Here is a 24,954-nt window from a genome sequence, read left to right as displayed (position 1 = left end):
GTGGTAGAGGAAGAAACGGTTCAGCGCGAAGGTTCAACTTCACTTCAACTGAAATCGAGCCCCATCCTCTCGGCCACAGTGTGCATGTCCTTGTCGCCCCGGCCCGACAGGTTGACCAGGATAATCTTGTCCTTCGCCAGCGTCGGCGCCAGTTTCACCGCGTACGCAAGCGCGTGGGCCGACTCCAGCGCCGGGATGATGCCTTCGATCTGGCAGCAGTCGTGGAACGCCTTCAGCGCTTCCTCGTCGTCGACGGTAACGTATTCGGCACGCAGGCTGTCCTTCAGCCAAGCATGCTCGGGTCCGACGCCCGGGTAATCGAGGCCCGCCGACACCGAATGGGTCTCGATGATCTGGCCGTTTTCGTCCTGCAGCAGATAGGTGCGGTTGCCGTGCAAAACGCCCGGAAAACCGGCCGTCAGCGACGCCGAATGCCTGCCGGAGTCAAGGCCCTCGCCGCCGGCTTCGACGCCGATCAGTTTTACACCCGGCTCGTCGATGTACGGATAAAAAATCCCCATCGCGTTCGAGCCGCCGCCGATGCAGGCGAGCACGTAATCGGGCTGGCGCCCGGTCATCTTCGGCATCTGCACCAGGCACTCTTCGCCAATCACGGACTGGAAATCGCGCACCATCATCGGATACGGCGCCGGGCCGGCCACGGTACCAATGATATAAAAGGTATTTTCGATATTCGTGACCCAGTCACGCATCGCTTCGTTCAAGGCGTCTTTCAAGGTCTTCGAACCCGATTCCACCGGCACCACGGTTGCGCCCAGCAGTTTCATGCGATACACGTTCTGGGCCTGGCGCTTGACGTCCTCGGAACCCATGTAGACCACGCATTCGAGGCCAAAGCGCGCGCAGATGGTGGCGGTGGCGACGCCGTGCTGGCCGGCGCCGGTCTCGGCGATGATACGCGGCTTGCCCATGCGGCGCGCCAGCAGGGCCTGGCCGATAACGTTGTTGATCTTGTGCGCGCCGGTGTGGTTCAGGTCTTCGCGCTTCAGGTAGATCTGCGCGCCACCGGCGATTTCCGACCAGCGCCGCGCGTGGTAGACCGGCGACGGGCGACCGACGAAGTGTTCCAGCTCATAGCGGAATTCGTCCAGAAACGCCTGGTCCTGGCTGTAGTGGGCATACGCTTCGGTCAGTTCGGTCAGCGCGTGCGACAGCGTCTCGGCGGCGAAGCTGCCGCCGTACTGGCCGAAGTGGCCGCGCGCGTCGGGAAAATTGTAGTTCGGGCTTTTGAACAGGGGGGCTGCGGGGGCGCGCTCAGGCGCTTCCTTGAAATAGTGGCTCATGGGAGTTCTCGCTTCGGATAATGGTATCTGCGCTGGCAACGGCCGCGATAAACGCGGCGATCTTGCTGGCGTCCTTGATCCCCTTGGCGGCTTCAACACCACTGCTGATGTCAACCGCCCAGGGACGAACACGTACCACCGCGTCAGTCGCGTTTTGTACGCTCAAGCCACCACTTAAAACGACCCGAGGCGCGAGCTCTTTTGGGATGAGAGACCAATCGAAAACCTTTCCTGCGCCGCCGTAGGCATCCACGTAAGTATCGAGCAGGAGGCTCGAGAACCAGGGACTGGCAGCGCGGTATCGCTCTTCGCATTCTAGCAAATCGGCGCGCGTCGTGTCGGGCCTGACCCGGTATGCGCGCATGAACGGGCGTTGAACCGCTGCGGCGATGGCCGCGCACTGCCCGGCCGTCTCGTCGCCATGAAACTGCAACTGCGCGATCGGCATGGCCTCGACCACCGCCCGCACCTCGTCTGGCGACGGGTTGACGAACAGCGCCACATTCGACACGAACGCGGGCACCGCCAGCGCGAGCGGCGCGGCCTGCGCGACGGTCACGTAACGCGGGCTGGGTGGATAGAACACGAAGCCAAGCGCATCGGCGCCAAGGTCGACTGCGGCGCGCAGGTCGTCCGCGCGGGTGATGCCGCAAATTTTGATACGGGTACGCTGCATGCAAAAACCTTTTAGAACCACGGGAGTGGCGGCGCCGACTCCTGCGGCAGCCCCCACTTGGGATCGTAATCGATTTTGGCCAGGTAAAGGCCATCCGGCATGAAAGTGGGCGCGGCAAGGTCGCGGTTGCGGCTTGCCAGCACCTCGCCCAGCCATGCCGGCGTGGTGCGTTCCAGGCCAACGTAGATGAGCGAGCCGACCAGATTGCGCACCATGTGGTGCAGAAAGGCGCTGGCGCAAACGGTGAACACGATCAGGTCGCCGCGCCGCACGATGTCGAGCGAATGCATGTGCTTGACGGGCGACTTGGCCTGGCAGCCGGCGGCGCGGAACGCCGAGAAATCATGGGTGCCGATCAGCACGCGCGCCGCTTCCTGCATCAGGGTGACGTCGAGTGGACGAAACATCCAGCCCGCGCGCCCGGCCAGCAGCGGCGAGCGCACCGGCGTGTTGTAGAGAACATAGTGGTAGGTACGCGCGCGCGCCGAGAAGCGCGCGTGGAAGTCGAGCAACGGGTCACGCTCGGGATCGACGGGAATCGCGTGGGCCCAGCGCACCGCGATCGAGTCGGGCAGAAAGGTATTCACGCCGCGTACCCACGACTGCATCGGACGATCGAGCTCGGTATCGAAATGCACCACCTGCTCGAGCGCATGCACGCCGGTGTCGGTGCGTCCGGCACAGGTGGTGGCCAGGCGCGTGCGGGCAAACGTCTCGAGGGCGATTTCCAGCTGGTCCTGCACGGTCTTGCGGTCGGGCTGCTTCTGGTATCCGTTCCAAGGTGTGCCGTCGTACTGCACACCCAGGGCAATGCGCCGGGTCAAAGGCCCGCTTACTTCAACCGTCACGCCAGTTGTGCGCGCATTGCGTTGGCCTTCGTGACCTGTTCGCTGTTGCCGCCCTTGATGACTTCGTCGAGCAGCTCGCGCGCGCCCTCTTTGTCGCCGATTTCCTGGTACGCAATGGCCAGGTCCAGTTTGGTTTCCATTTCCATCAGCGCGGACGACATGACGCTGTTACCGCTGTTGTCCGGTTCCGCTGCAGTGGTGGCCGGCTCGTCGAACGGGAAGCCGACGCCAAAGGTGTCGTCGCGGCCAGCCGTTGGCGCTGCGCTGGCTGGCAAATCGAGGTCGATGTTGGACATGTCGAACGCCGGCGCGGCGGCGCTGCGCTCAGGGGCTGGCGCCAGCGTCGGCAAATCGTCCTGCAAGAACGAGGTATCGAGTGCGGCCGGCTTGGTCAGCGCGACCGGCGCCGCGGCTGGCGTTTCCGGCAGGTCGAAGTTCATCGCGCCGAGGTCGAACGCTGGTGCGGCCGCCGGCTGACCCGGCAGGCTTTGCAGGTCGAAGTCGGCTAACGGCGCGGCTGCAGGTGCAGGTGCAGGTGCAGGTGCATCAAAGTTCATATCGAAATCGATGTCGAACGGATCGGCTTCGACTGCGGCCTGCTCTGGCGCCGGGACGTCGTCGGCGGCACTGTGGAATGCCATGTCCGGCACCGCAGTCGCTTCGAACGCGGCAGCCGTCGCTGGCGTGGCATACGTTACCTCGGCAGGCGCCGGTGCCGCGCTGACCGGCTCGAAATCGAGCCCGCCCAGGTCGAAGTCGAGTGCGTTGTCGTCGGTCAGTGGCGCAGCTTGCGGCAGCGCGGTCAACTCGCTCGACTCAAGGGCGTGCAGGTCAAAATGGGCGCTCTCCGGCTGGGCGCCGCTGGACGCGAACGATGCCGCCAGTTGCTGCGCCAGATCGCTTTGCGACGCGGCAGCGCCGGCCACGGCGGCACCTGCGGCCAGGCCGAGGTTCAGCGGCTGTTCGCCGGCGCCGTACAGCGGGTTGGCCGGATCGATCAGCAGGCCCATGGCGGCTGCCTGCTGCCACTCCTCGCCCTGCCCGCGCGTCATGCTGTACAACTCGCCGGCCTGGGTTTCGAACGAACGCAGGTCCTTGCGGGCAGCGTAAATTTCGAGCAGTTTCAGGCGCACCGGGTAGCGCTCTGGATTGGTGCGCAGCGCTTCCCGGAGGATTTCTTCGGCCTGGGCGTCGCGGCCGTAGGCGATATACACGTCGGCTTCGGCGACCGGATCGACTTCATTGGTATCGAGCTGGCTGGCCGATGGCGAGAAGCTCGAGTTGAACACGCTGTTGTTGGTGTCGACACTCTGACCACCGGCTTCGTCGTACATCGAGTGGGCCGGCTGCGACGCCGCGCCCAGCAGCGACGATGGACCCGGTTCGGCCGCCGCGTTTTTCTTCTTGCGCTGGATGACCGCAAACGCGGCCAGCAGGAGCACCAGCAGGCCAGCACCAATGGCCAGGATGTTGTCCATGATCGTCTCGACCAGGCCGGCCTCGGGCACCACTGGCGCCACCGGCTTTTTGACGATCGGCGCTTTTGGCAGCGCTACCGGGGCTGGAGCAACTGCTGGTGCATCGAGTGGCGTTACAGCGACTGGGACCGCTGGCGTAACGGGCGCTGGCGTGGCTGCTGCTGCGGCGGCAGCGTCTGCCGCCGCCTTGTTCTTCACGGCGGTGAGCTTTTCCAGCTCACTGACGTTGCGTTCAAGTTCCTTGACGCGCGCCGTGGCTTCGGCCACTTCCTTCTCGCGGGCGATCTTGTCTTCGGCGCCGCCGCCAGCCTTGCCGGCGGTAGCACCAGGCGCCGCTTTCGACAGGCGCAGCTTGTCGGCCGCTTCATTGGCGGCGGTGGCACTCTCCTGCACCTTGGCGGTGACCTTGCCGGCGCCGCTCTGCGTCGCTTCCGGCTCTTTGGCCGGGGCCGAGCTGGCGACCTGGCCGGCGAGCTTGTTGCGGTAGGCATTGAAGTCGGCCGCGTGGGCCACGACGACGCCGTGCGCGTCGCCTTTGCTGGCGCCGCGCAGTGCGTCGGAATCGGGCACCGACAGGATCTGGCCCGACTTCAGGCGGTTCATGTTGTTGCCGAGGAAGGCGTCCGGATTGGCGCGATACAGCGCCACCAGCATCATGTCGAGCGAAACGTCGACCGGCTTGACCTGGGCGGCGATACGGCCCAGCGTGTCGCCGCGCTTGACGCGGTATTCGGTCAGGGTTTTTGCGTCCGGCGCGCCGGCGTCGGCCGGGCGGGCCGGACGTTCAGCACGCGCGGCCGCGGCTGGCGCTGGCGTTGGCGCTGGCGACGCGCCCTGTTGTGGTGCGGCCTGCTGGGCGCGCTGGCGCGCAGCATTCGCTGCGGCACCCGCGGCCACCTGAGCCGACTGGGTAGTGCGCAGTTCGGCCGGATCGAGCAGGAAGGTGTATTCGCGTACCAGGCGGCCGCTGTTCCAGCTCAGTTCCAGCAGCATGTCGACGAAAGGCTCGTTGATCGGCTGGGTGGACGAGATGCGCACGATCTGGCGCCCGCTGCGCTGCTCGACGGCAAAGCGCAGCGACAGCAGCGCCGGGTTGAAGTCGATATTCGCCGCGCGGAACGCGTCCGGGTTGGCCAGCTTCGCCACCAGGCCGTTGGCTTCTTCGGTCGAGACGGCGGTCAGCTCGATTTCAGCGCGCAAAGGCTGGCCCAGCGCGGACAAAACGGTAAGCCTGCCGAGCCCGGCGGCATGCGCCGCGGAGGCGAAAAGCACGGCGCTTGCAACAGCCGCCACAAGGGTTTTCAGCGCGTACGACAGGATCATGGGGCGTTGATTCAATTGCATAGTTGGGGCGTGTGAGTTAGCTGGGGGGGAAAGTGGATATCCCGGACGTCTCAACATATCATCATGCTCCAAGGCATGCAAGCTCAAGCGCCGCCGTGATGCACCGCAAAGGGGATATGCGCCAGGACCGTCGTGTTTATGCGTACTTTTGCTAACACTAAGTTATCACAGTTAACATGCAGCTATCGTAGTTGATGGAGTGCTACGTCCCGCGCGAAGGCGGGGCCCGTAACACTTTTGCTGCATTGGTGATGCCAATTTCGCCACGATACATGCGTGCCATGGGTCCCCGCCTGCGCGGGGAATGACTTACTTCTCCAGCACGATGCGCAGCATGCGGCGCAACGGTTCGGCAGCGCCCCACAGCAGCTGGTCACCGACCGTAAACGCCGACAGATAGTCGCCGCCCATGGCCAGCTTGCGCATGCGGCCAACCGGAATCGTCAGGCTGCCCGTGACGGCGGCAGGCGACAGGTCGCGCACCGACGCTTCGCGCGTGTTCGGCACCACTTTGACCCACTCGTTGTGGGAGGCGATGATGTCGTTGATTTCATCGAGCGGCACGTCTTTCGTCAGCTTGATGGTCAGCGCCTGCGAGTGGCAGCGCATGGCGCCGATGCGGACGCAGAGGCCGTCCACAGGAATGGCTTTCGAACCAAATGCTTCACCCAGGCCGAGGATCTTGTTGGTCTCGGCGCCGGCTTTCCACTCTTCCTTCGACTGGCCGTTGCCCAGGTCCTTGTCGATCCACGGAATCAGGTTGCCGGCCAGTGGCGCGCCGAACTGCTTGATCTCATCAGGTGAATAGCCATGCTGCGTGGCCAGCACGGTGCGGTCGATCTCGAGGATCGCCGAGGCCGGATTGTCGAGCAGTGGCTTGACGGCCGCGTTGATGGTGCCGAACTGGGTCAGCAGCTCGCGCATGTGCTGCGCGCCGCCGCCCGATGCGGCTTGATACGTCATCGACGTCATCCACTCGACCAGGCCCTGTTCGAACAGCCCACCGAGACCCATCAGCATGCACGATACGGTGCAGTTGCCGCCGACGTAATTCTTCACGCCGCGGTGCATGGCGTCCTTGATGACGTTCAGGTTGACCGGGTCGAGCACGATGACGGCGTCGTCCTCCATGCGCAGGGTCGACGCAGCGTCGATCCAGTAACCATTCCAGCCGGCTGCACGCAGTTTCGGATACACCTCGCTGGTGTAGTCGCCGCCCTGGCACGAGATGATGATCTCGCACTTCGACAGCTCGGCGAGGTCGCTTGCGCTCTTCAGGGTGGTTTCGTTCTTCGCCATCGATGGCGCCGCACCGCCCGGGTTCGAGGTCGTGAAAAACACCGGTTCGATGTCGGCGAAATCGCCCTCGTCCTGCATGCGCTGCATCAGAACCGAACCCACCATGCCACGCCAGCCTACCAGCCCAACTAATTTCATCTTCATCCCTCTTTTAAGTTTTATTGAAGCGCCGCGCGAACCGCGTCGCCCATCTGTTCCGTGCTGACTTTGGTCGTGCCAGCCTCGTAAATATCGACCGTGCGCAGGCCCTGCGCCAGCACCGACTTGACCGCGTTCTCGATGCGGTCGGCCTGCTCGCTGCGTTTCAATGAAAAGCGCAGCATCATCGCGGCTGACAAAATTGTCGCCAGCGGGTTCGCGATACCTTTGCCGGCGATGTCCGGCGCCGAACCATGCGATGGCTCGTACAGGCCCTTGTTGTTGGCGTCTAACGAGGCCGATGGCAGCATGCCGATTGAACCGGTCAGCATCGCCGCGCAATCGGACAGGATATCGCCGAACATATTGCCGGTCACGAGCACGTCGAATTTTTTCGGCGCGCGTACCAGTTGCATGGCGGCGTTATCGACGTACATGTGCTCGAGTGCGATGTCCGGGTATTCCTTGTGCACATCGGTGACGATGTCGCGCCAGAACTGGAACGTTTCCAGCACATTGGCCTTGTCGACACTGGTGACGCGCTTGGAGCGTTTTTGCGCCGCCTGGAATGCCACGTGCGCGATGCGGCGAATTTCGCCTTCCGCGTAGCGCATCGTGTCGAAGCCTTCGCGCTGGCCTTTGAAGGGGCCGTCCGGGCACTCGCGCACGCCGCGCGGCTTGCCAAAATAAATGTCGCCAGTCAGTTCGCGGATGATCAGGATATCCAGGCCCGACACCACTTCGGGTTTCAGCGTCGAGGCGCCGGCCAGCTCGGGATACAGGATCGCGGGCCGCAGGTTGGCGAACAGCCCGAGCTCCTTGCGCAAACCAAGGATGGCCTGTTCCGGACGCAGCGAACGCTCGAGCGAGTCGTACTGGTAATCGCCGACCGCGCCGAACAGCACGGCGTCGGCGGCTTTCGCCAGCGCCAGCGTGGCAGGCGGCAGCGGGTGCCCGTGGGCGGCGTAACCGGCGCCACCGACGTCGGCGGTCTCCATCTCGAACGATTCGCCCAGCGCATTAAGTACCTTGACCGCCTGCGCGGTAATTTCAGGGCCGATGCCGTCGCCCGGCAGGATTGCAATCTTCATACTTGTTCTCTTAAATGGTGTTGGCCAGCCATGGCTGTGTGGCCAGGTGGCGCTCTTCAAAAGCGCGGATCTCGTCGGCGTGGCGCAAGGTCAGACCGATGTCGTCGAGGCCATTCATGAGGCAGAATTTGCGGAACGGGTCGATGTCGAATTTGAACGACAGGCTGCCGCTGCTCGTTGCGATCAGCTGCTGCTCGAGGTCGACCACCAGCTTGAAACCCGGGAAGGCTTTCACCTCATCGAACAGGCGATCGATGCTCGCCTCCGCGAGCACGATCGGCAACAGGCCGCTCTTGTAGCAGTTATTGAAAAAGATGTCGGCAAAGCTGGGCGCGACGATGGCGCGAAAACCATACTGTTCCAACGCCCACGGCGCATGTTCGCGCGAAGAGCCGCAGCCGAAGTTTTTACGCGCGAGCAGGATCGAGGCGCCCTGGTAGCGCGGCTGGTTCAGTACGAAATCGGGGTTCAGCGGGCGGCCCGAATTGTCCTGGCCCGGCTCGCCGTGGTCGAGATAGCGCCACTCGTCGAACAGGTTCGGGCCGAAGCCGGTGCGCCGGATCGACTTTAAAAACTGCTTCGGGATGATGGCGTCGGTGTCGACGTTGGCGCGGTCGAGCGGCGCGACCAGGCCTTCATAAATGGTGAATTTTTCCATGAGTGTCTCAGCTGATCAAAGTGCACGAACGTCGACGAAATGGCCGGCCACGCCGGCCGCAGCGGCCATTGCCGGCGAGACCAGGTGGGTGCGGCCGCCCTGCCCTTGGCGGCCCTCGAAATTGCGGTTCGAGGTGGAGGCACAGCGCTCGCCCGGTTCCAGGCGGTCGGCGTTCATTGCCAGGCACATCGAACAACCCGGCTCGCGCCATTCGAAGCCGGCATCGCGGAAGATCTGGTCGAGGCCTTCGCGCTCGGCCTGCTCTTTCACCAGGCCCGAACCTGGCACCACCATCGCCAGGCGCACATTCGACGCGCGATAGCGCCCGCGCACCACGGCGGCAGCGGCGCGCAAGTCTTCGATGCGCGAATTGGTACAGGAGCCAATGAAGACCTTGTCGATGCGGATGTCGCTCATCGGGGTATTCGGCTTCAGGTTCATGTAGATCAGCGCCTTTTCCATGGCGTCGCGGCGCACGGCGTCTTTCTCGAGATCGGGATCGGGCACGCGGCCATCGATGGCCACGACCATCTCGGGCGAGGTGCCCCAGGTGACCTGCGGCTTGACCTCGGCCGCGTTCAAGGTCACCACCAGGTCGAACCGGGCACCGGCGTCGGAATGCAGCGTGCGCCAGTAATGCACGGCCTGGTCCCAGTGCGGACCAACCGGCGAATAAGGCCGGCCCTTGACGTAGTTGATGGTGGTGTCGTCGACGCCGATCATGCCGGCACGCGCGCCCGCTTCGATGGCCATATTACACACCGTCATGCGGCCTTCCATCGACAGCGCGCGGATGGTGGAACCGCCGAATTCGATGGCGTAGCCGTTGCCGCCGGCGGTGCCGATCTTGCCGATCACGGCCAGCACGATGTCTTTCGCGGTCACACCGGCCGGCATGGCGCCGTCGACCTGCACCAGCATCGATTTCGATTTTTTGGCCAGCAGCGTTTGGGTGGCCAGCACGTGTTCCACTTCGGACGTGCCGATGCCATGCGCCAGGCAGCCGAAGGCGCCGTGGGTGGAGGTGTGCGAGTCGCCGCAGACCACCGTCATGCCCGGCAGGGTCGCGCCCTGCTCCGGCCCGATCACGTGGACGATGCCCTGGCGCTTGTCGTTCATGTTGAAGTACGTGAGGCCGTAGCTTTTCGCGTTGGCGTCGAGCGTTTCAACCTGCAGGCGCGAGGTGGGATCGAGGATGCCTTCGCGGCGATCAGTGGTCGGCACGTTGTGGTCGGCGACGGCCAGGTTGGCGGCCGTGCGCCATAGCGGGCGCCCGGCCACGCGCAAGCCTTCGAAGGCCTGCGGGCTGGTCACTTCATGGACCAGGTGGCGGTCGATGTAGAGGACCGTGGTGCCATCGGCGTCGGCACGAACGACGTGCGACTCCCAGAGTTTGTCGTAGAGTGTCTTTAACATGTTCGATCCCAAATTTGGCGTGTGCCTGGAGAAAGGGATTTCGATTATGCCATAGTTGTGCACTGCATCACTAACCGCGTTATTTGCACACTTATTGCCAGGAAAGGCACTTTGTGTGAATTATGTGCGGCGGCGAGATCCAAATTTCCAATAAAAAAAGCCTGTGCGTTTCAGGCACAGGCTTATTGCGACCTTCGTCAAGACAACGTTTTTTTACGCGGCCAGCCTGGCAACCCCACGGCAGCCATCCATCAGGAACGACAGGCCGACCACCAGCACCAGCTCGCCCTCGGCGGAGCGCGCCGTGCCGGTGATGCCTTCGACGGAAATGGCCGTCATCGGCTTGATCACCAGGTCGGCAGTGCCATCAACCGCCGACACCGCGAGGATGTACGGTTGCGGTGCATTGATGACGATGCCGACCTTTTCCACGCAGTCGTCGTAGCCCAGCGAGCGGGCCAGCGATTTGACCGGCAGCGGACGGCCCTGGTCTTTCAGCACCGGCGCGCCACCGACTTCCATGAAGGTGTCAGGCAGTTCCACGACACGCTGGACCACCGCCATCGGCAGGGCCAGCGATGCGCCCGAGGTCGACACCAGCATGGTCGGCACGATCGACAGTTCGATCGGCAGGCGGATGGCGAACTTGGTGCCATGACCCAGACGTGACTCGATGTGGATCGCCCCGCGGTTTTTTTCCACCGCAGTTTTCACCACGTCCATGCCGACGCCGCGGCCCGATACCGAGGAAGCCACTTCCTTGGTCGAGAAGCCCGGCAGGAACACCAGCTGGTACGCTTCTTCGTCGCTCTGGGCGCCGCTCTCGCTGATCAATCCCTTCTGGATCGCTTTGCGGCGCAGCACGATCGGATCCATTCCCTTGCCGTCGTCCTGCAGCACGATCATGACGCTGTTCGCTTCCTGCCATGCTTTGAGCGAAATGAAGGCCTTGGCAGGCTTGCCGGCAGCGAGGCGGTCTTCCGGCGACTCGACGCCGTGGTCGAGCGAATTGCGCAGCATGTGCACCAGCGGATCGTACAGGGAGTCGACCACGACGCGGTCGACTTCCGTCTCGGCGCCTTCGATGTTCAGTTCGACGTCCTTGCCCAGGTCCTTGGCCAGCTCGCGCACCAGGCGCGGGAACTTCTGGAACAGGCGGCCCACCGGCTGCATGCGGGTGGCCAGCGTGGCGCGTTGCAGTTCGGCCGAATAGCGCGAGGCACGTTCCAGCGTTTCGGTCAGCGTCGCCATCAAGGTGGCAGCCTGGCCTTCAAACTTGAACTGCGCCAGGCGTTCGAGCAGCACGGCGGCCTGATTGGCGGCCTGTACCGATTCGCCAGCCACTTCCAGCAGCGCGTCGAGCTTGACCGCATCGACCCGGATGCTGTCTTCCTTGACCGGTGCCGAGGCCGCGCGGAATGCCTCGACCTTTTCTTCGCGCCGGTCGACGCCGTCCCAGCCCGGACTGCCCACGCCGGTTGCCGGCACGACGGTGGCCACAGCTGCTGCCACCGGTGCGGCGGCGGAAACCGGCGCCGCTGACTGGGCCGCAGGCGTGTAGGTGCCCGGCGGGGTGACCGCCATGTACATGCCTTCCCAGTCAATACCGTCGGCGCCTGGGGCGGTGGCGACCGCCACGGCCACCGCTGCGGCTGGTGCGGGTGCGGGTGCGGCAGCAACGACTGGTGCGGGCGCCGGCGCCGATTTCACTTTGCCCTCAATCGCATCGGTCAGGATGCGTTCGAGCGATTGCGGCATCGAAGCCAGTTGTTCAGGCGCCGCGCCGTTGCTCAAATCGGTCAACTGGTCGGCCACGAAACCGGAGGCCTGTAGCGCCGCTTCGATCGCAATCGGCGTGACGGGGGCGGCGCCGGTGCGCAGTGCATCGAACAGATTTTCAGTCAGGTGGCAGGCGGCAACCAGCGCGGGCAAACCCATGAAGCCGGCGCCGCCCTTGATCGTGTGAAATGAGCGGAACACCGCGTTGAGCGTTTCCTTGTTGTCAGGATCGCGCTCCAGCCGCAGCAGGTGCTCCTCGACGTTGACGGCCAGGTCCATCGCTTCAACGACGAAATCCTTGAGCATGTCGTCCATCAGAATCCCAGATCGGCTAAGAGATCATCAACATTGTCCTGGTCCAGTGCCACGGACGGCACAGACGGACCCACCATCAGCGGCTCCTTGGCCAGCAGCTTTTCGCGCAGCGGCGGCGGCGCATTGTCGCGCAGCAGGTCGGCCAGTTCTTTTTCGACCGTCTTGGTGATGGCCACGACTTTCTTGATCAGCTGCCCGGTGATGTCCTGGAAATCCTGGGCCATCATGATGTCGAGCAGGCGCGCTTTTTCCGCTTCGGTCGCTTCCGAGACGGCGCTGGCAAACGACTTCGAGTCGCCAGCCAGGACCTTAAATTCTTCGATGCCGAGCTTGCCGGCAAACAGATCGTTCCAGCGCGTTTCCATCACCCGCGCCTGCTTTTGCAGCACGTCCTGCGCCGGCATGCCGTCGTCGAGGGTATTCAGTACCTTATTAGCGGCCTGTTCGGTCAGGGTAGCGACGTATTCGAGGCGGTCCTGGGCGTCGACAATCTGCGACGAGGCCTCGTTGAGCGCCTTGTCGTAACCGAGTTCGCGCAGCGAATCGTGCAGCAGGCGCACGATGCCGCCGAGGCGCTCGAACATCGGCTTGTCTTCGACCTCGCCTGCGGCTGCGGCCGTTGCTGGCGCAGCAACTGGCGCTGGCGCCACTACGGCAGGCGCGGCAACGGGTGCGGCGGCAGCCGGGACCGGGGTGCCCCCGGACATCTGGTCGAACAGGGCGTCGAAGTCATCTTCATCGACGGCAGCATTGGCGGCGGGCGCCGGGGCATGCGCCACAGGAGCAGCAGGCGCGCCGTCGCGCTGCGCGGCTACTTCCTCGAATAAGGCGTCGAAATCGTCAGCGGCGTTGGTCATAGTACCTGCTTCTCCATAATATCAATCTTGAAAGTGTGCTTGCTGTCGATCTGTGATGCGTGTTCGCATGCAGACCAGATGTTCACACGAGTGTAGCAGCGACATTGCCGTAGGTAAATGTCCTAGATCGGGCCAAGAGCGTTTATCTACAGAAACTTTCATCCACGACAATCAAAATGCCTGGTTTATGAAGTTCTTGATAACAACAGTGTTGTATTTTGTTAGCTGCGTGCTTCGATGACGGCCAGCAAGTCCCTGCCTTGAAGCTGCATCGACGAGTTTTGAGACCGGTCAAGCAATGATGTTTCTGGCAATTGGGCCGTCGCGCATTACAATCAAGATGGGATACGTCTTCTGAGGAGAAATACCATGTTCAGCAAAATCATGATCACGACCGATGGCTCACTGGTGTCCCAGCACACCGCGTGCGCAGGCGTCAAATTCGCCCAGCAGATGGGTGCGGAGGTGCTGGCGCTGTTCGTCGCGCCCGCTTACCAATATCCTGTTTATGTCGAAATCATCCCACCCACCTATCCCAGCGGTGAGGAATACGAAGCGCAGATGCGCCGCACCGGCGAGGACTATATGGGGCGCATCATGCGCTCGGCCGAGGCCGCCGGCTTGCAGCACAGTTGCATGACCGTGTTCTCCGACTCCACCGCCCACACCATCACCGAGGTCGCCGAACATGAGCACTGCGACCTGATTTTCATGGGCTCGCATGGCCGCAGCGGCTGGGGGCAGTTATTGCTTGGCAGCGTCACAAACAAGGTTCTGGCGCAGACGCAAAAGCCGGTGCTGGTGCATCGATTGATCAATGAGCCGGCGCAATAAGCGCTCAGCATAAAGGACTATTGAGCCAGATCAAGCTGGCTGCATATTGGTGCAACTGCCGTGCCGTGGGGCCATTACGGCGCATCGATATGCCACCATTTGTCCATTCAGTATGCTAACCTTGAATCGTGCACCTGGGCGGTGCGGCACGATTGCCAATCATGATCCGAATAGCCATTGCAGACGACCACACCATCATGCGCGAAGGCCTCAAGCGCATCCTCGACGGCGCGCTCGATATCGAGATCGTTGGCGAAGCCACCAATGGTTTCGAAGTGCTGGCCCTGGTGCGCCAGGGCGGCTTTGACCTGCTGTTGCTCGATTTATCGATGCCCGGACGCAGCGGCGTCGACCTGATCAGGCAGGTGCGCAGCGAGTCGGCCAAGCTGGCCATCCTGATTCTCACCATGCATGAAGAAGAACAATATGCAGTGCGGGCGATCCGCGCCGGCGCGCAAGGCTATCTCACCAAGGAAAGCGCGGGTACCCAGTTGGTGGGGGCAATCCGCAAGGTGGCATCTGGCCGGCCCTACATCAGCACCGAAGTGGCCGAGCAATTGGCGCTGAACATCATGGCGCCGAATGAGCAACTGCTGCACAAGCAACTCTCAGACCGCGAATTTGAAGTGTTTTCGCTGTTGGTGGGTGGCAAGTCGATCACGGAAATTGCCAACAACCTGCATTTGTCGGTGAAAACGGTCAGCACCCACAAAACCCGCATCATGCAAAAGATGGGCATGAATTCTTTGTCGGAAATGGTTCAGTATGCCGTGGCGCATCGTTTGCTGGTGCCGCTGAAGGCTTGAACCGTGACGCACCGCCGGCGCACCAAATTTTTAGACAGCGCAAGCAGCCGAATGTGCGCCAGAGGTTATCAGGATGCCTGCGATTTCATGCACCCCAAGTTTGCGTTTTGCTGTTGCGGCGTCGCCGTCCCCCCTCTGTAGCCGCAGCTTGCGGGTAAGACAATTCCTAACGATCGCTCCTATGTCCTACGCGGAGATTCAGCCGTTGCTGATATCCGTGCCGGACTCGTGTTGGCATACTGAATTCACCGTTTCGACTTGCTTGCGGTTCACATTCACGCTACGTGAGCTTGCCCTCTTGCGGTTTGAGCCAGTCCTGAATTCCTTGTCCCTTGTGGGAAACCCTTCGGGCACCGACACCCTTCATTTTCACCTGGAGAATGAGCATGCAGTCCCAGCCACCGTCAGACCCACGCGCCACCAATACCCTGCATTCCTCACCCATGGAAGCGGGCCGCCAACGCCAGGGACGTCTCTGGTCCAATCTGAAGGAAGTGTGCGACCTGTTGCACATCCAGGCGGCCAGCACCGTCAACACCGAAGAGTTGCTGTTCCAGCACGTGCAATTCAAGACCGGCCAGCGCGTACACACCATCGGCCAGGCCTTTGACACGCTGTACATCGTCAACTCCGGCTTCCTCAAAACCGTCCTCATCGACGAATTCGGCAACGAGCAGGTGCTCAGCTTTCCAATGAAGGGCGACATGCTGGGCGTCGACGGCATCCACACCCGCCACTACGCGTCCGAAGCCGTGGCCTTGTCCGACTGCGACCTGATCCTGCTGCCGTTCAAGAAGTTGACCGCCCTCGGCCGCGTGCACCTGGAACTCGAAAATGTCATGTACGGCGTCATGAGCCGCGAACTGGTGCGTGAGCAAGCCATGATCGGCATGCTCGGCGCGCTCTCGGCCGAAGCCCGCGTCGCCCGCTTCCTGGTCACGCTGGCCGACCGCTTCGCCGCCATGGGTTACTCCAGCAAGCTGTTCAACCTGCGCATGACCCGCCATGAAATCGGCAGCTACCTGGGCCTGACGCTGGAAACGGTCAGCCGCACGCTGTCTGCGTTCAACGAAATCGGCCTTATCACCGTCGACCAGCGCACCATCGGCATCAAGGACGCCGAATCGCTGAAAACCCTGCGCCGCCTGCCGCCGTCGCGCTCGCGCACCAAGACGCAGGTCAAAGCCAAGACCGAAGCGGGCGACGACGTGATCGTTGCCACCATCTGAAGCTGCTGCATAAAAAAAGCCGGCGCCCCATGGGACGCCGGCTTTTTTTTATTCAGCGAAACTTTATTGGTCGCGCGTCAGCACATTGTTGTCGACACGGACCTTGTCGCCCACGCGGAACCCCGGTTCGTTGGCGTAGGTGATGACTTTGGTGGCGCCGTTCGGGTAGCGCACCATCACTTCGTAATGCTGGTTCGGACCCGCCTTGGCGGCGTTGTTGTTGTCGATATTGCGGCCGACGGCCGCGCCACCGACGACACCGGCGATTTGCGCGGCGGTACGGCCGTTGCCGCTGCCGATCTGGCTGCCCAGCAAGCCGCCGACCAGGGCGCCGCCCACGGTGCCGATATAGCCGGCATTGCCCTGCACCTGGATCACATTCACCGTTTCAACCGTGGCGCAATTGCTGCAGTAACGCGCCACCGGATTGATCGGACGCGGCGCCGGTCCCGACACCAGCGGACGGCCCAGCGTGGTCGTGGTCGCGCGGCCGCTGTTGCGGATCGTCGCCGTCACGGCACTATTCGGCGCCAGGCGGTCGGCACGGCGTACCGTGTAGACGCCGCTGTATTCGCCCGGACGCGTTTCCGGCAGGAAGAACACGCCACGGCTGCCGGCGATGCTGATCTCCACTTTGGAGCCGGGCGTACCCATCAGCGTGAAGGTCAGTTCGTCGCCTGCTTCCAGGTCACCGACGCCGCGCACATCGAAGCGCTCGACACGCGGCGCCATGGCGCCCGGCCCCGGACGCTGGCCAGGACCGCGCAGCAGCGATTCGCTCAGCACCTGGCTGGCTACGCGGTTGCCTTCGCGCAGGTTAGCGGTGACGGCGCTGTTTGGCCGGATGCGGTCGCGCGAGCTGATGGTGTAGCTCCCTTCATACTGACCCGGCTCGGTTTCGCTCAGGGTCAGGTTGCGGGTGGCGCCATCGATGCGGATGGTGGCGCTGCCGCCAGGGCTGCCATACAGGTCGAAGTTAAGTTCCACGCCCGGATCGAGGCGGCGCACTTCGTCGACGTTGAAACCACGGATCACCGGTCCGCGCGGCGCCTCACGATTGTATTGTTGCCCCTGTACCGGCGAAGCCAGCGTCATCGACGCCAGCGGCAGTGCTGCCATCATGGCGGCGGCGAGAATTTTCTTGGTGAACATGGTGTTTCCTTACCTGTATTGACGAAGTATTGACGTAAGGTACGCTTTCATGCATCACAGGTCGGTTCGCTAGCGAACATAATGGACCGCCTCACCAGAAGTGACATAGATCGCCTCGCCCGGTGCCCGCGTGATGGTGTGGCCGCCCGTAAAAGCGCCAAACGAGGGCAGGATCATGCGCGTGGCGCCCACCACAAAGCACGGCAGGCGCAGCGCGTCGGCGCGCGTGGCCAGCATGTAGGCAGGATGGACATGCCCGGCCAGCACGTAGCCGGGCGCGGCAATATCCGGATGGTGGCAGAACGACAGCGCACCTACCGTGTGTGGCTCGTCGACCATGGCAATGTCCAGGATCGCGGCAGGGTCGCCTGCATGCTTGTCGTGGTTGCCGCGCACCAGCGTCAGCATCAGTTGCGGATTGCGCAGCCGCCAGGCCAGCAGCGCGGCCTGCGTCGAGGCTGCGTGCGCCGCGCGCGCGTGCAGAAAGTCGCCCAGGAACAGGATGTGTTCGGCGCCGTGCGCGCGCACCAGTTCGTCGAGCGCATCGAGGTTCTGGGTAGTGGTGCCGCTTGGTACCGGGATGCCAAACGAGCGGAACGCCGCCGCCTTGCCGAAGTGGATATCGGCGATCACCAGCATGTTCTCGCGCGGCCAGTACAAGGCTTTTTGCGCCAATAACACCAGCGTTTCACCTGCGAGATGGACTTCCTGCTTCAAATTGCTGCTGCCTTTTCAAGTTCACGCACCATGCGCGCCACGCGGTCGGACAGTTTTTCGGTGCTGACCTTCTCGCGGAAGCGCTCGACCATCAGCGCGAAGCCAAACGGCGTGGCGCGCCGTACTTCGCAGTACGCGAGCTTACGCCCATGCAGCTCGACCAGGGTGTCGTTCAGGCGGGTCAGTTCCAGTTCCTGCTCCAGTACTTCGCGCTGCGCCTGCGTCAGCAGCAAATTGGCCGCGTCGTGCTTGCGGAACACCTCGAAGAACAGCGACGACGAGGCCTGCACCTGGCGGTTCGATTTCGGCTGGCCGGGATAGCCCTGAAACACCAGCCCGGCAATCCGCGCCACTTCGCGAAAGCGCTGCTGCGACAGCTGCGTCGCGTTCAGCGAAGCGAGTACGTCTTCCAGCAGCTGATCGGTGCCGAACAAGCCGACCGCAGCACCGCTCAACCCGCCAAACACCAACCCCCATTCGACCGCTTCGGCCGACAACAGTTCAAACCCGTAGTCATTGACAGCAATCGAGAACGTGATCGGCTGAACCTGGCCAATGCGGTACGCCATCAGCGACGCCAGCCCGGTGTGCACCGAGCGCCCGCCGAAGGGATAGACGAACAAGTGATATCCCTCGCGGCTCTTCATGCTTTCGATGACCAGCGTGTCAGTCGTGGGCAGCGCCGACCACTGCTGCTGAATCTCTATCAGCGGCCGGAGCGCTTCCATCTCGGGGCCCTCGAACACGCCCAGCGCCGCCTGGCGCAGCTGCTCGAGCGATGCGTGCGCCAGCTCGGACGACATCGGCATCTTCGCGCCGGCCCAGCGCGTGATGGCGCCGCGCGCACCGGTCGCGCGTTTCACGAACGCCGTCATCTCGTGCACGCGCACGAATTCGAGGATGCGCCCGCCGAACAGAAAATGATCGCCCGCCTTCAGCCGCGAAATGAACGACTCTTCCACACTGCCGATGCGCCCGCCACTCATGTACTTCACCTGCACCGACGCGTCGGACACGATGGTGCCGATCCCCATCCGATGGCGCCTCCCGATCGCCACATCCGGCACGCGGTAGACGCCATCCTGGTCCGCCAGCACGCGCCGGTATTCGGGATACACGGTCAGACTTTGTCCGCCACGCGCGACGAAGTCGAGCGCCCACTGCCACTCTTCATCGGTGAGATGCCGATACGACCAGGCGCCGCGCACCTCGCGCAGCAATGCGTCGGCACGAAAACCGCCGCCCAGCGCCACGGTGACCAGGTGCTGCACCAGCACGTCGAACGGCTTGTTCGGCACCAGCCGCGCTTCGATGTGGCGGTGCGCGACCGCCTGCTTGGCACCGGCCGCTTCCAGAATTTCCATCGAATTGGTCGGCACCAGCGTCACGCGCGAGACGCGTCCCGGCGCGTGGCCGCTGCGCCCGGCCCGCTGCAGCAGGCGCGCGATCCCCTTCGCGCTGCCGATCTGCAGCACGCGCTCGACCGGCAAAAAATCGACGCCCAGATCCAGGCTGGCCGTGCAGATCACCGCTTTCAGCTCACCCTTTTTCAGGCTGGTCTCGACCCACTCGCGCACCTCGCGCGCCAGTGACCCGTGATGCAGCGCGATCACGCCGGCCCAGTCGGGACGCGCTTCCAGGATATTCTGGTACCACAGCTCGGACTGCGAGCGGGTGTTGGTGAACACCAGCGTGGCGGCATGCTGCTCGATCTCGCGGATCACCGGCTGCAGCATCTGGATACCCAGGTGACCGCCCCACGGGAAGCGCGCGACGTTCTCGGGAATGAGCGAGTCGACCCGAATCTCTTTGCGCAGGTCGCCCTCGACCAGCACGCCAGCGGTGTCACCGAGCAGCACATGACGCGCTTGCTCGAGATTGCCCATCGTCGCCGACAAGCCCCACACGACCAGATCCGGGTTCCAGCAACGCAGGCGCGCCAGCGCCAGCTGCACCTGCACGCCTCGCTTGCTGCCCATCAGCTCATGCCACTCGTCGATGATGATCGTGTCGAGCTGCTTGAACTGGTCCTGCGCGGCCGCGTGGCTGAGTAACAGCGACAGGCTTTCCGGCGTCGTTATAAGTGCTTGGGGCATGGCGCGCGTCTGGCGTGCGCGCTCGGCCGATCCGGTGTCGCCGGTGCGCGCGCCGATGGTCCACGACGGCATCAGGTCGGCCGCGGAGGCTTCCAGCGCGCGCTGCGTATCGGCGGCCAACGCCCGCATCGGCGTGATCCACAACACGCGCAGGCCGGTGCTCTTCTTCCTGCTCGCCAGTTGCGCGCGCAGCAGCGCCGCAAACCACACCGCATAGGTTTTGCCGGCGCCCGTATTCGCATGCAGCAGGCCCGATTTGCCGGCGACTGCCGCTTTCCATACCGCGCGCTGGAACGGGAACACTTTCCAGCCGCGCTGGGCGAACCATGCATCGACAGCCTGCGCCGCAGCCGACTTGCTCATGTGGCGGCTGCAGCCAACAAGCCCTTGAGCGTATCGAGGCTATCGGCATCGTCCACGGTTTTATCCAGGCGCTGGCGCAGGATGCGCGGAAAGCGCACCGCGATGCCCGCCTTGTGCCGGGTCGACAGCGCGATGCCCTCAAAACCGATCTCGAACACCATCGACGGTTTCACCGAGCGCACCGGTCCGAATTTTTCGATCGTGGTCTTGCGGATCGCGTTGTCGACGTTGGCAATCTCCGCATCGGTCAGGCCCGAATAGGCTTTCGCAAACGGCACCAGCTTCCTCGCCCCTGCTTCGTCGAAGTCCCACACCGCGAACGTGTAGTCGGTGTACAGTGACGCGCGCCGACCGTGGCCCGCCTGCGCGTAGATCAGCACCGCGTCGATGGCGTATGGGTCGACCTTCCACTTCCACCAGGTGCCGACATCCTTGGTGCGGCCCACGCCGTACTGGGCGTTCTTCGCCTTGAGCATCATGCCTTCCACGCCGCGTGCGCGCGACCCGGTGCGCGTGGCAGCCAGCGCGTCCCAATCATCCGCCTCGACCAGCGGGGAGATCTGCAAGGCCGGCTGCGCGGCATCGCGTACCAGCGTCTCGAGCAAGGCGCGGCGCTCGTGCTGGGGCAGCGCGCGCAGGTCGACGCCATCGCGTTCGAGCAAGTCGTAGGCCAATAACACGGCCGGCAGTTCGGCCAGCAGCTTGGCGGACAAGGTTTTGCGGCCGATGCGTTTCTGCAGGTCGGCGAAGGGTGCCGGCCCGCCGCGCCACACAAGGATCTCGCCGTCGATGACGGTCCCTTCCGGTACCTGGATCGCCGCAATTTCGGGGAAGCGCTCGGTAATCAAGTCTTCGCCGCGCGACCAGACATAACTCTCGGCGCTGCGCCGCACCAGCTGCGCACGGATGCCGTCGTATTTCCACTCGACCTGCCAATCGGCGACCTCGCCCAGCGCGGCCGGATCGCCCTGCAGCTGGTGCGCCAAAAAAAACGGAAACGGCTGGCCACCGCGCAGCTTGTGTTCGTCGTCAGACTGCGCGGCAATCAAGCGTATAAAGCCCGCCGCAGTGGGCGCCACGCTGCCATCGGTCCAGCCCATCAGGCGCTGGGCAATCAGCTTGCTGTCGACGGCCGCCAGCGACGACAGTGCGCGCGTGACCAGCAGTTTCGAGACGCCCACGCGAAACCCGCCGCCGATCAGTTTGATGAGCAGGAAGCGCTCGCGCGCCGTCAGTTCGTCAAAATACGACAACAGCTTGTCACGGATGGTCCCCGGATCGGCGCCGCGCAGCGGGCCGATGCGCTCTTCCATCCACACCGCCAGGCCGACGTCGCTTTCGTGTTCGGGTGGCGGCAACACCAGCGCCACCGTCTCGGCCAGGTCGCCGACAGCCTGGTAGCACTCTTCGAACAGCCAGTCGTCGAGCATGGCGTATTCGATGGCGAAGGCGCGCAGCAATTTGGAAGGCACGGCCTGGCGCGGCTTGCCGCCGGCAAGAAAATACACGGCCCAGGCGGCGTTCTCGGGCGAGGCGGAAGCAAAATACTGCTGCAGGGCGTCGAGCTTGCGGTTGGTGGCGGTGGTCTCGTCGAGTTCTGCGTAGAGGCGGGCAAATTCACGCATCGGCAGACACCTTCTCGGGTGCGACCGCTTCGTCCTCATCGCCGTACTCGGTATCGAAACCCTTGGCATCGTAGCCCTGCTGGCACAACCAGCGCACCATGGTCGGAATTGAACCGTGCGTGACGATGACTTTTTCGGCCTCGGTCGCTTTAATCGCGCTCATCAGGCCGGGCCAGTCGGCGTGGTCGGACAAGACGAACCCGCGGTCGACGCCACGGCGCCGGCGTGCGCCGCGCAGCAGCATCCAGCCGCTGGCAAACGCATCGCTGTAGTCGCCGAAGCGGCGCATCCAGGTCGAGCCGGAGGCCGACGGCGGCGCAATCACCAGCGCCGTTTTCAGGGCCGCCTTGTCGATATCGGTGACCAGCACGGTGGGCGGCAGAGCGACGCCGCCGGCGCGGTACACGCGATTCAAGGGTTCCACCGAACCGTGACAGACGATGGGACCGATGCTCGCGTCCAGCCCCGACAGGATGCGCTGCGCCTTGCCGAACGAGTACGCAAACACCACGCTGGCTCGCCCCTGCTCCGCGTTCTTGCGCCACCATGCATTGATGTCGTCAAAGACGTCCTGCTGCTTTTGCCAGCGATAGATCGGCAACCCAAACGTCGACTCGGTGATGAAGGTGTCGCAGCGCACCGGCTCGAACGGGGCGCAGGTGACATCCGGCTCGACCTTGTAATCACCCGACGCCACCCAGACTTCACCGCCACATTCCATGCGCACCTGCGCCGAACCGAGCACGTGGCCAGCCGGGTGCAGGGAGATAGTCACGCCGTTGTGGGTGATCCGCTCGCCGTATGCGAGGCCGTCGATGGTGATCTCGCCCAGCCGCACGCGCAGGATATCGACGCCAGGCGCGGCCGCCAGATAGTGGCCGTGGCCGACCCGGGCGTGGTCGCCGTGCGCATGCGTGATGACAGCCCGGTCCACGGGACGCCACGGGTCGATATAAAAATTTCCTGGAACGCAGTACAGACCTTCCTTGCGAACGACGACCATGTCTCCCATCGATACCCTTTATGAATGTACGGCTGTCACGAAGTCTGCCATGAACGTGCGTTGTGCGCCGTCCGGGAAGGCAATCGTCACCTGGTCACCGGCCAAGGCTGCGACTGACCCGGCATCGTACTTGGCTACCTTGACAGCGTCGCCAATGGCAAACATCGGCCCCACCTCGATCGCCGAACTGCGGTCGAATTCGTCGTCGCGGATCGGCAGTTCTTGCGTGAGCGTGCGCACCGGCGGATTGCGGCAGTTATCGCACTTGCAGCACTTGTCGAAGCCTGGCGCTTCGTCGGAGAAATAGTCGAGCAGCACTTTCCAGCGGCAAAAACCGCTGACGGCGTAGGACACCATCGATTCCAGCGATTCCTTGTCATGCTCCTGTTTCAGGGCGTAGATGTCGGCCAGTTCCTGAAGGACGGTCGTGTCCGGCGCCTTGGCGGTCAGGCTGAATTCGAGCTTGCGGTTCTGTTTCAGCAGCTTGCCGTCCTTGAGCATCTTCAGGCAGATTTTCAGCTTGCTGGTGGCATATTCCTCAGCCAGCGCATCGACCCGGGCAAACGTCACCGGCGCGTCTTGCGCCAGTTCGCGCACGGTTTCGTACACCATCGCCAGTTCCGGTACGTCGGGATAATGTTTCGCCAGAAAAAATTGCTGGATACGCTTGTCGTCCTGCAGGAACAACAGCGTGCAGGTGGCGTCAAGGCCGTCGCGGCCGGCGCGGCCCGACTCCTGGTAGTAGGCTTCGAGGTTGGGCGGGATTTGCAAGTGCACGACGAAGCGCGTATCGCTCTTGTCGATGCCCATCCCAAATGCATTGGTGGCCACCATCACGCGAGCCGCCCCATCCATGAACAGATCCTGGTGCGCCTTGCGCTCGCGCGCTGCCAGTTTGCCGTGATAAATCGTGACGCTCTCGCCCGCCTCGCGCAGGATGGCGTACATTTCTTCGACAACCTTGACGGTGGCCGCATAAATGATCCCGACGCCTTCGGTGGCGCGCACCAGCGCCAAAGCGCGCTGGTATTTTTCATTTGTACTGGTCACTTGCACGACGTTGTAGTGCAGGTTCTGGCGGTAGATGCCGGTGTTAATCACCTTCATGCGGGGACGGCCAAGTTGCTTGCCGATATCGCGGATCACATCGTCGGTGGCGGTGGCCGTCAGCGCCAGCACGGGCGGCTTGCCCAGTGCATCGATGGAGGCGGCCATTTGCAGGTAAGCCGGCCGGAAATCGTGGCCCCAGTGCGAGATGCAGTGGGCTTCATCGACGACGACAAGTGTCACTTTGGTCGCCACCAGCACCGCGAGAAACGCTGGCGTGGTAAAGCGTTCGGGCGTGCAGAACAGGATTTCGCAACCGTTGCCAATCGACGCCAGGGCCGCATCTTCCTCGTCGCGCGTCAAGGTACTGTTGAGCAGAACCGCATGCACGCCCAGTTCCAGCAAGCCGTCCTGCTGGTCTTTCATCAGAGAAATCAGCGGCGAAATGACCACCGTCAAACCGCCCAGCAAGCGCGCAGGCACTTGATAACAAAGCGATTTTCCGCTGCCGGTCGGCATGATCGCCAGCGTGTCACGGCCATCCAGGACGCTGTCGATGACTTGTTGCTGGCCGCCGCGCAGGCGCTCGACGTGAAACACCGAGCGCAGCAATTGGCGGATCGTATGACGGCGCATGGCAAGTTGGCCGTTGTGCAGGAGAGTGGTGTCGTATCGGGTCATGGCATCACTGTAAAACGCACAATACCGTGATGGTATAGGACACCATCCAACTCATTCGTAGGAAGCCAACTTTTGGTATCCTCGCGAAACCATACGTCGGCGCGAGTGCTAATCCTACAAGGTCGCGGAAACTCCTCCGATAGTTGCTTCTGAGAACCTGAACTAACATGACTTCATTGTTGGTCCACTGTCTTACCG

Annotated in this window: 19 protein-coding genes; 3 read left to right on the top strand and 16 right to left on the bottom strand. The window is 63.2% G+C overall.

Annotation, left to right across the window (positions count from 1 at the left end; all coding sequences use genetic code 11):
* Window positions 1-44: 44 nt before the first annotated feature.
* The 10 genes from trpB to V6M87_RS02720 all read right to left on the bottom strand — a co-directional run bounded on the left by trpB (window position 45) and on the right by V6M87_RS02720 (window position 13,203).
* Window positions 45-1,304 (bottom strand): tryptophan synthase subunit beta, encoded by a 1,260-nt coding sequence (trpB, locus tag V6M87_RS02765; protein WP_332848198.1) that lies wholly within the window; start codon window positions 1,302-1,304, stop codon window positions 45-47.
* A complete protein-coding gene (locus V6M87_RS02760) occupies window positions 1,276-1,980 on the bottom strand; it encodes a phosphoribosylanthranilate isomerase (RefSeq protein ID WP_332848197.1) in 705 nt (234 codons plus the stop codon). The genes trpB and V6M87_RS02760 overlap by 29 nt, the downstream gene beginning before the upstream one ends.
* 11 nt (window positions 1,981-1,991) lie before the next feature.
* On the bottom strand, window positions 1,992-2,828 hold the full coding sequence (gene truA, locus V6M87_RS02755; RefSeq protein WP_332848196.1) for a tRNA pseudouridine(38-40) synthase TruA: 837 nt from the start codon (window positions 2,826-2,828) through the stop codon (window positions 1,992-1,994).
* Entirely contained in the window at window positions 2,825-5,578 is a 2,754-nt protein-coding gene (locus tag V6M87_RS02750; protein ID WP_332848195.1) for a FimV/HubP family polar landmark protein, read from the bottom strand. The genes truA and V6M87_RS02750 overlap by 4 nt, the downstream gene beginning before the upstream one ends.
* Before the next feature lie 381 nt (window positions 5,579-5,959).
* The gene (gene asd, locus V6M87_RS02745; RefSeq protein WP_332848194.1) at window positions 5,960-7,087 is read right to left on the bottom strand and encodes an aspartate-semialdehyde dehydrogenase; all 1,128 of its coding nucleotides are present in this window, start codon (window positions 7,085-7,087) and stop codon (window positions 5,960-5,962) included.
* A gap of 20 nt (window positions 7,088-7,107) precedes the next feature.
* Window positions 7,108-8,178, bottom strand: a complete 1,071-nt coding sequence (leuB, locus tag V6M87_RS02740; RefSeq protein WP_332848193.1) for a 3-isopropylmalate dehydrogenase — start codon at window positions 8,176-8,178, stop codon at window positions 7,108-7,110.
* A 10-nt stretch (window positions 8,179-8,188) separates the two neighbouring features.
* On the bottom strand, window positions 8,189-8,836 hold the full coding sequence (leuD, locus tag V6M87_RS02735) for a 3-isopropylmalate dehydratase small subunit (RefSeq protein WP_332848192.1): 648 nt from the start codon (window positions 8,834-8,836) through the stop codon (window positions 8,189-8,191).
* 15 nt (window positions 8,837-8,851) lie between these two features.
* Window positions 8,852-10,252, bottom strand: a complete 1,401-nt coding sequence (gene leuC, locus V6M87_RS02730; protein WP_332848191.1) for a 3-isopropylmalate dehydratase large subunit — start codon at window positions 10,250-10,252, stop codon at window positions 8,852-8,854.
* 213 nt (window positions 10,253-10,465) lie between these two features.
* Window positions 10,466-12,346 (bottom strand): chemotaxis protein CheA, encoded by a 1,881-nt coding sequence (locus V6M87_RS02725; RefSeq protein ID WP_332848190.1) that lies wholly within the window; start codon window positions 12,344-12,346, stop codon window positions 10,466-10,468.
* Window positions 12,346-13,203, bottom strand: coding sequence for a protein phosphatase CheZ (locus V6M87_RS02720; protein ID WP_332848189.1), 858 nt, complete (start codon window positions 13,201-13,203; stop codon window positions 12,346-12,348). The genes V6M87_RS02725 and V6M87_RS02720 overlap by 1 nt, the downstream gene beginning before the upstream one ends.
* Window positions 13,204-13,572: 369 nt before the next feature.
* Between V6M87_RS02720 and V6M87_RS02715 the strand changes: the two genes are divergently transcribed.
* The 3 genes from V6M87_RS02715 (at window position 13,573) to V6M87_RS02705 (ending at window position 16,072) form a co-directional block, all read left to right on the top strand.
* The gene (locus V6M87_RS02715) at window positions 13,573-14,037 is read left to right on the top strand and encodes a universal stress protein (protein WP_332848188.1); all 465 of its coding nucleotides are present in this window, start codon (window positions 13,573-13,575) and stop codon (window positions 14,035-14,037) included.
* A 161-nt stretch (window positions 14,038-14,198) separates the two neighbouring features.
* Window positions 14,199-14,843: a response regulator transcription factor gene (locus V6M87_RS02710; RefSeq protein WP_332848187.1), complete on the top strand. Its 645-nt coding sequence runs from the start codon at window positions 14,199-14,201 to the stop codon at window positions 14,841-14,843.
* 443 nt (window positions 14,844-15,286) lie between these two features.
* On the top strand, window positions 15,287-16,072 hold the full coding sequence (locus V6M87_RS02705) for a Crp/Fnr family transcriptional regulator (protein ID WP_332848322.1): 786 nt from the start codon (window positions 15,287-15,289) through the stop codon (window positions 16,070-16,072).
* A gap of 63 nt (window positions 16,073-16,135) precedes the next feature.
* Here V6M87_RS02705 and V6M87_RS02700 read toward each other — a convergent pair whose 3' ends face one another.
* From V6M87_RS02700 to V6M87_RS02675, 6 genes are all read right to left on the bottom strand, one after another.
* The gene (locus V6M87_RS02700; RefSeq protein ID WP_332848186.1) at window positions 16,136-17,224 is read right to left on the bottom strand and encodes a glycine zipper 2TM domain-containing protein; all 1,089 of its coding nucleotides are present in this window, start codon (window positions 17,222-17,224) and stop codon (window positions 16,136-16,138) included.
* Window positions 17,225-17,293: 69 nt separating this feature from the next.
* Complete coding sequence (gene pdeM / locus V6M87_RS02695) at window positions 17,294-17,941, bottom strand: ligase-associated DNA damage response endonuclease PdeM (protein ID WP_332848185.1); 648 nt, start codon at window positions 17,939-17,941, stop codon at window positions 17,294-17,296.
* On the bottom strand, window positions 17,938-20,400 hold the full coding sequence (locus V6M87_RS02690) for a ligase-associated DNA damage response DEXH box helicase (RefSeq protein WP_332848184.1): 2,463 nt from the start codon (window positions 20,398-20,400) through the stop codon (window positions 17,938-17,940). The genes pdeM and V6M87_RS02690 overlap by 4 nt, the downstream gene beginning before the upstream one ends.
* Entirely contained in the window at window positions 20,397-22,025 is a 1,629-nt protein-coding gene (locus tag V6M87_RS02685) for an ATP-dependent DNA ligase (RefSeq protein WP_332848183.1), read from the bottom strand. Before V6M87_RS02685 ends, V6M87_RS02690 begins: the two co-directional genes overlap by 4 nt.
* Complete coding sequence (locus V6M87_RS02680) at window positions 22,018-23,037, bottom strand: ligase-associated DNA damage response exonuclease (protein ID WP_332848182.1); 1,020 nt, start codon at window positions 23,035-23,037, stop codon at window positions 22,018-22,020. The genes V6M87_RS02685 and V6M87_RS02680 overlap by 8 nt, the downstream gene beginning before the upstream one ends.
* A gap of 9 nt (window positions 23,038-23,046) precedes the next feature.
* Complete coding sequence (locus V6M87_RS02675; RefSeq protein WP_332848181.1) at window positions 23,047-24,756, bottom strand: RecQ family ATP-dependent DNA helicase; 1,710 nt, start codon at window positions 24,754-24,756, stop codon at window positions 23,047-23,049.
* Window positions 24,757-24,954: the final 198 nt, after the last annotated feature.

The sequence above is a fragment of the Massilia sp. S19_KUP03_FR1 genome, from assembly GCF_036688685.1.
GTDB lineage: Bacteria > Pseudomonadota > Gammaproteobacteria > Burkholderiales > Burkholderiaceae_D > JALYUM01.
The sequence above is the reverse complement of the archived record's forward strand: the minus strand, read 5'-3'. Positions and strand labels throughout refer to the sequence as shown.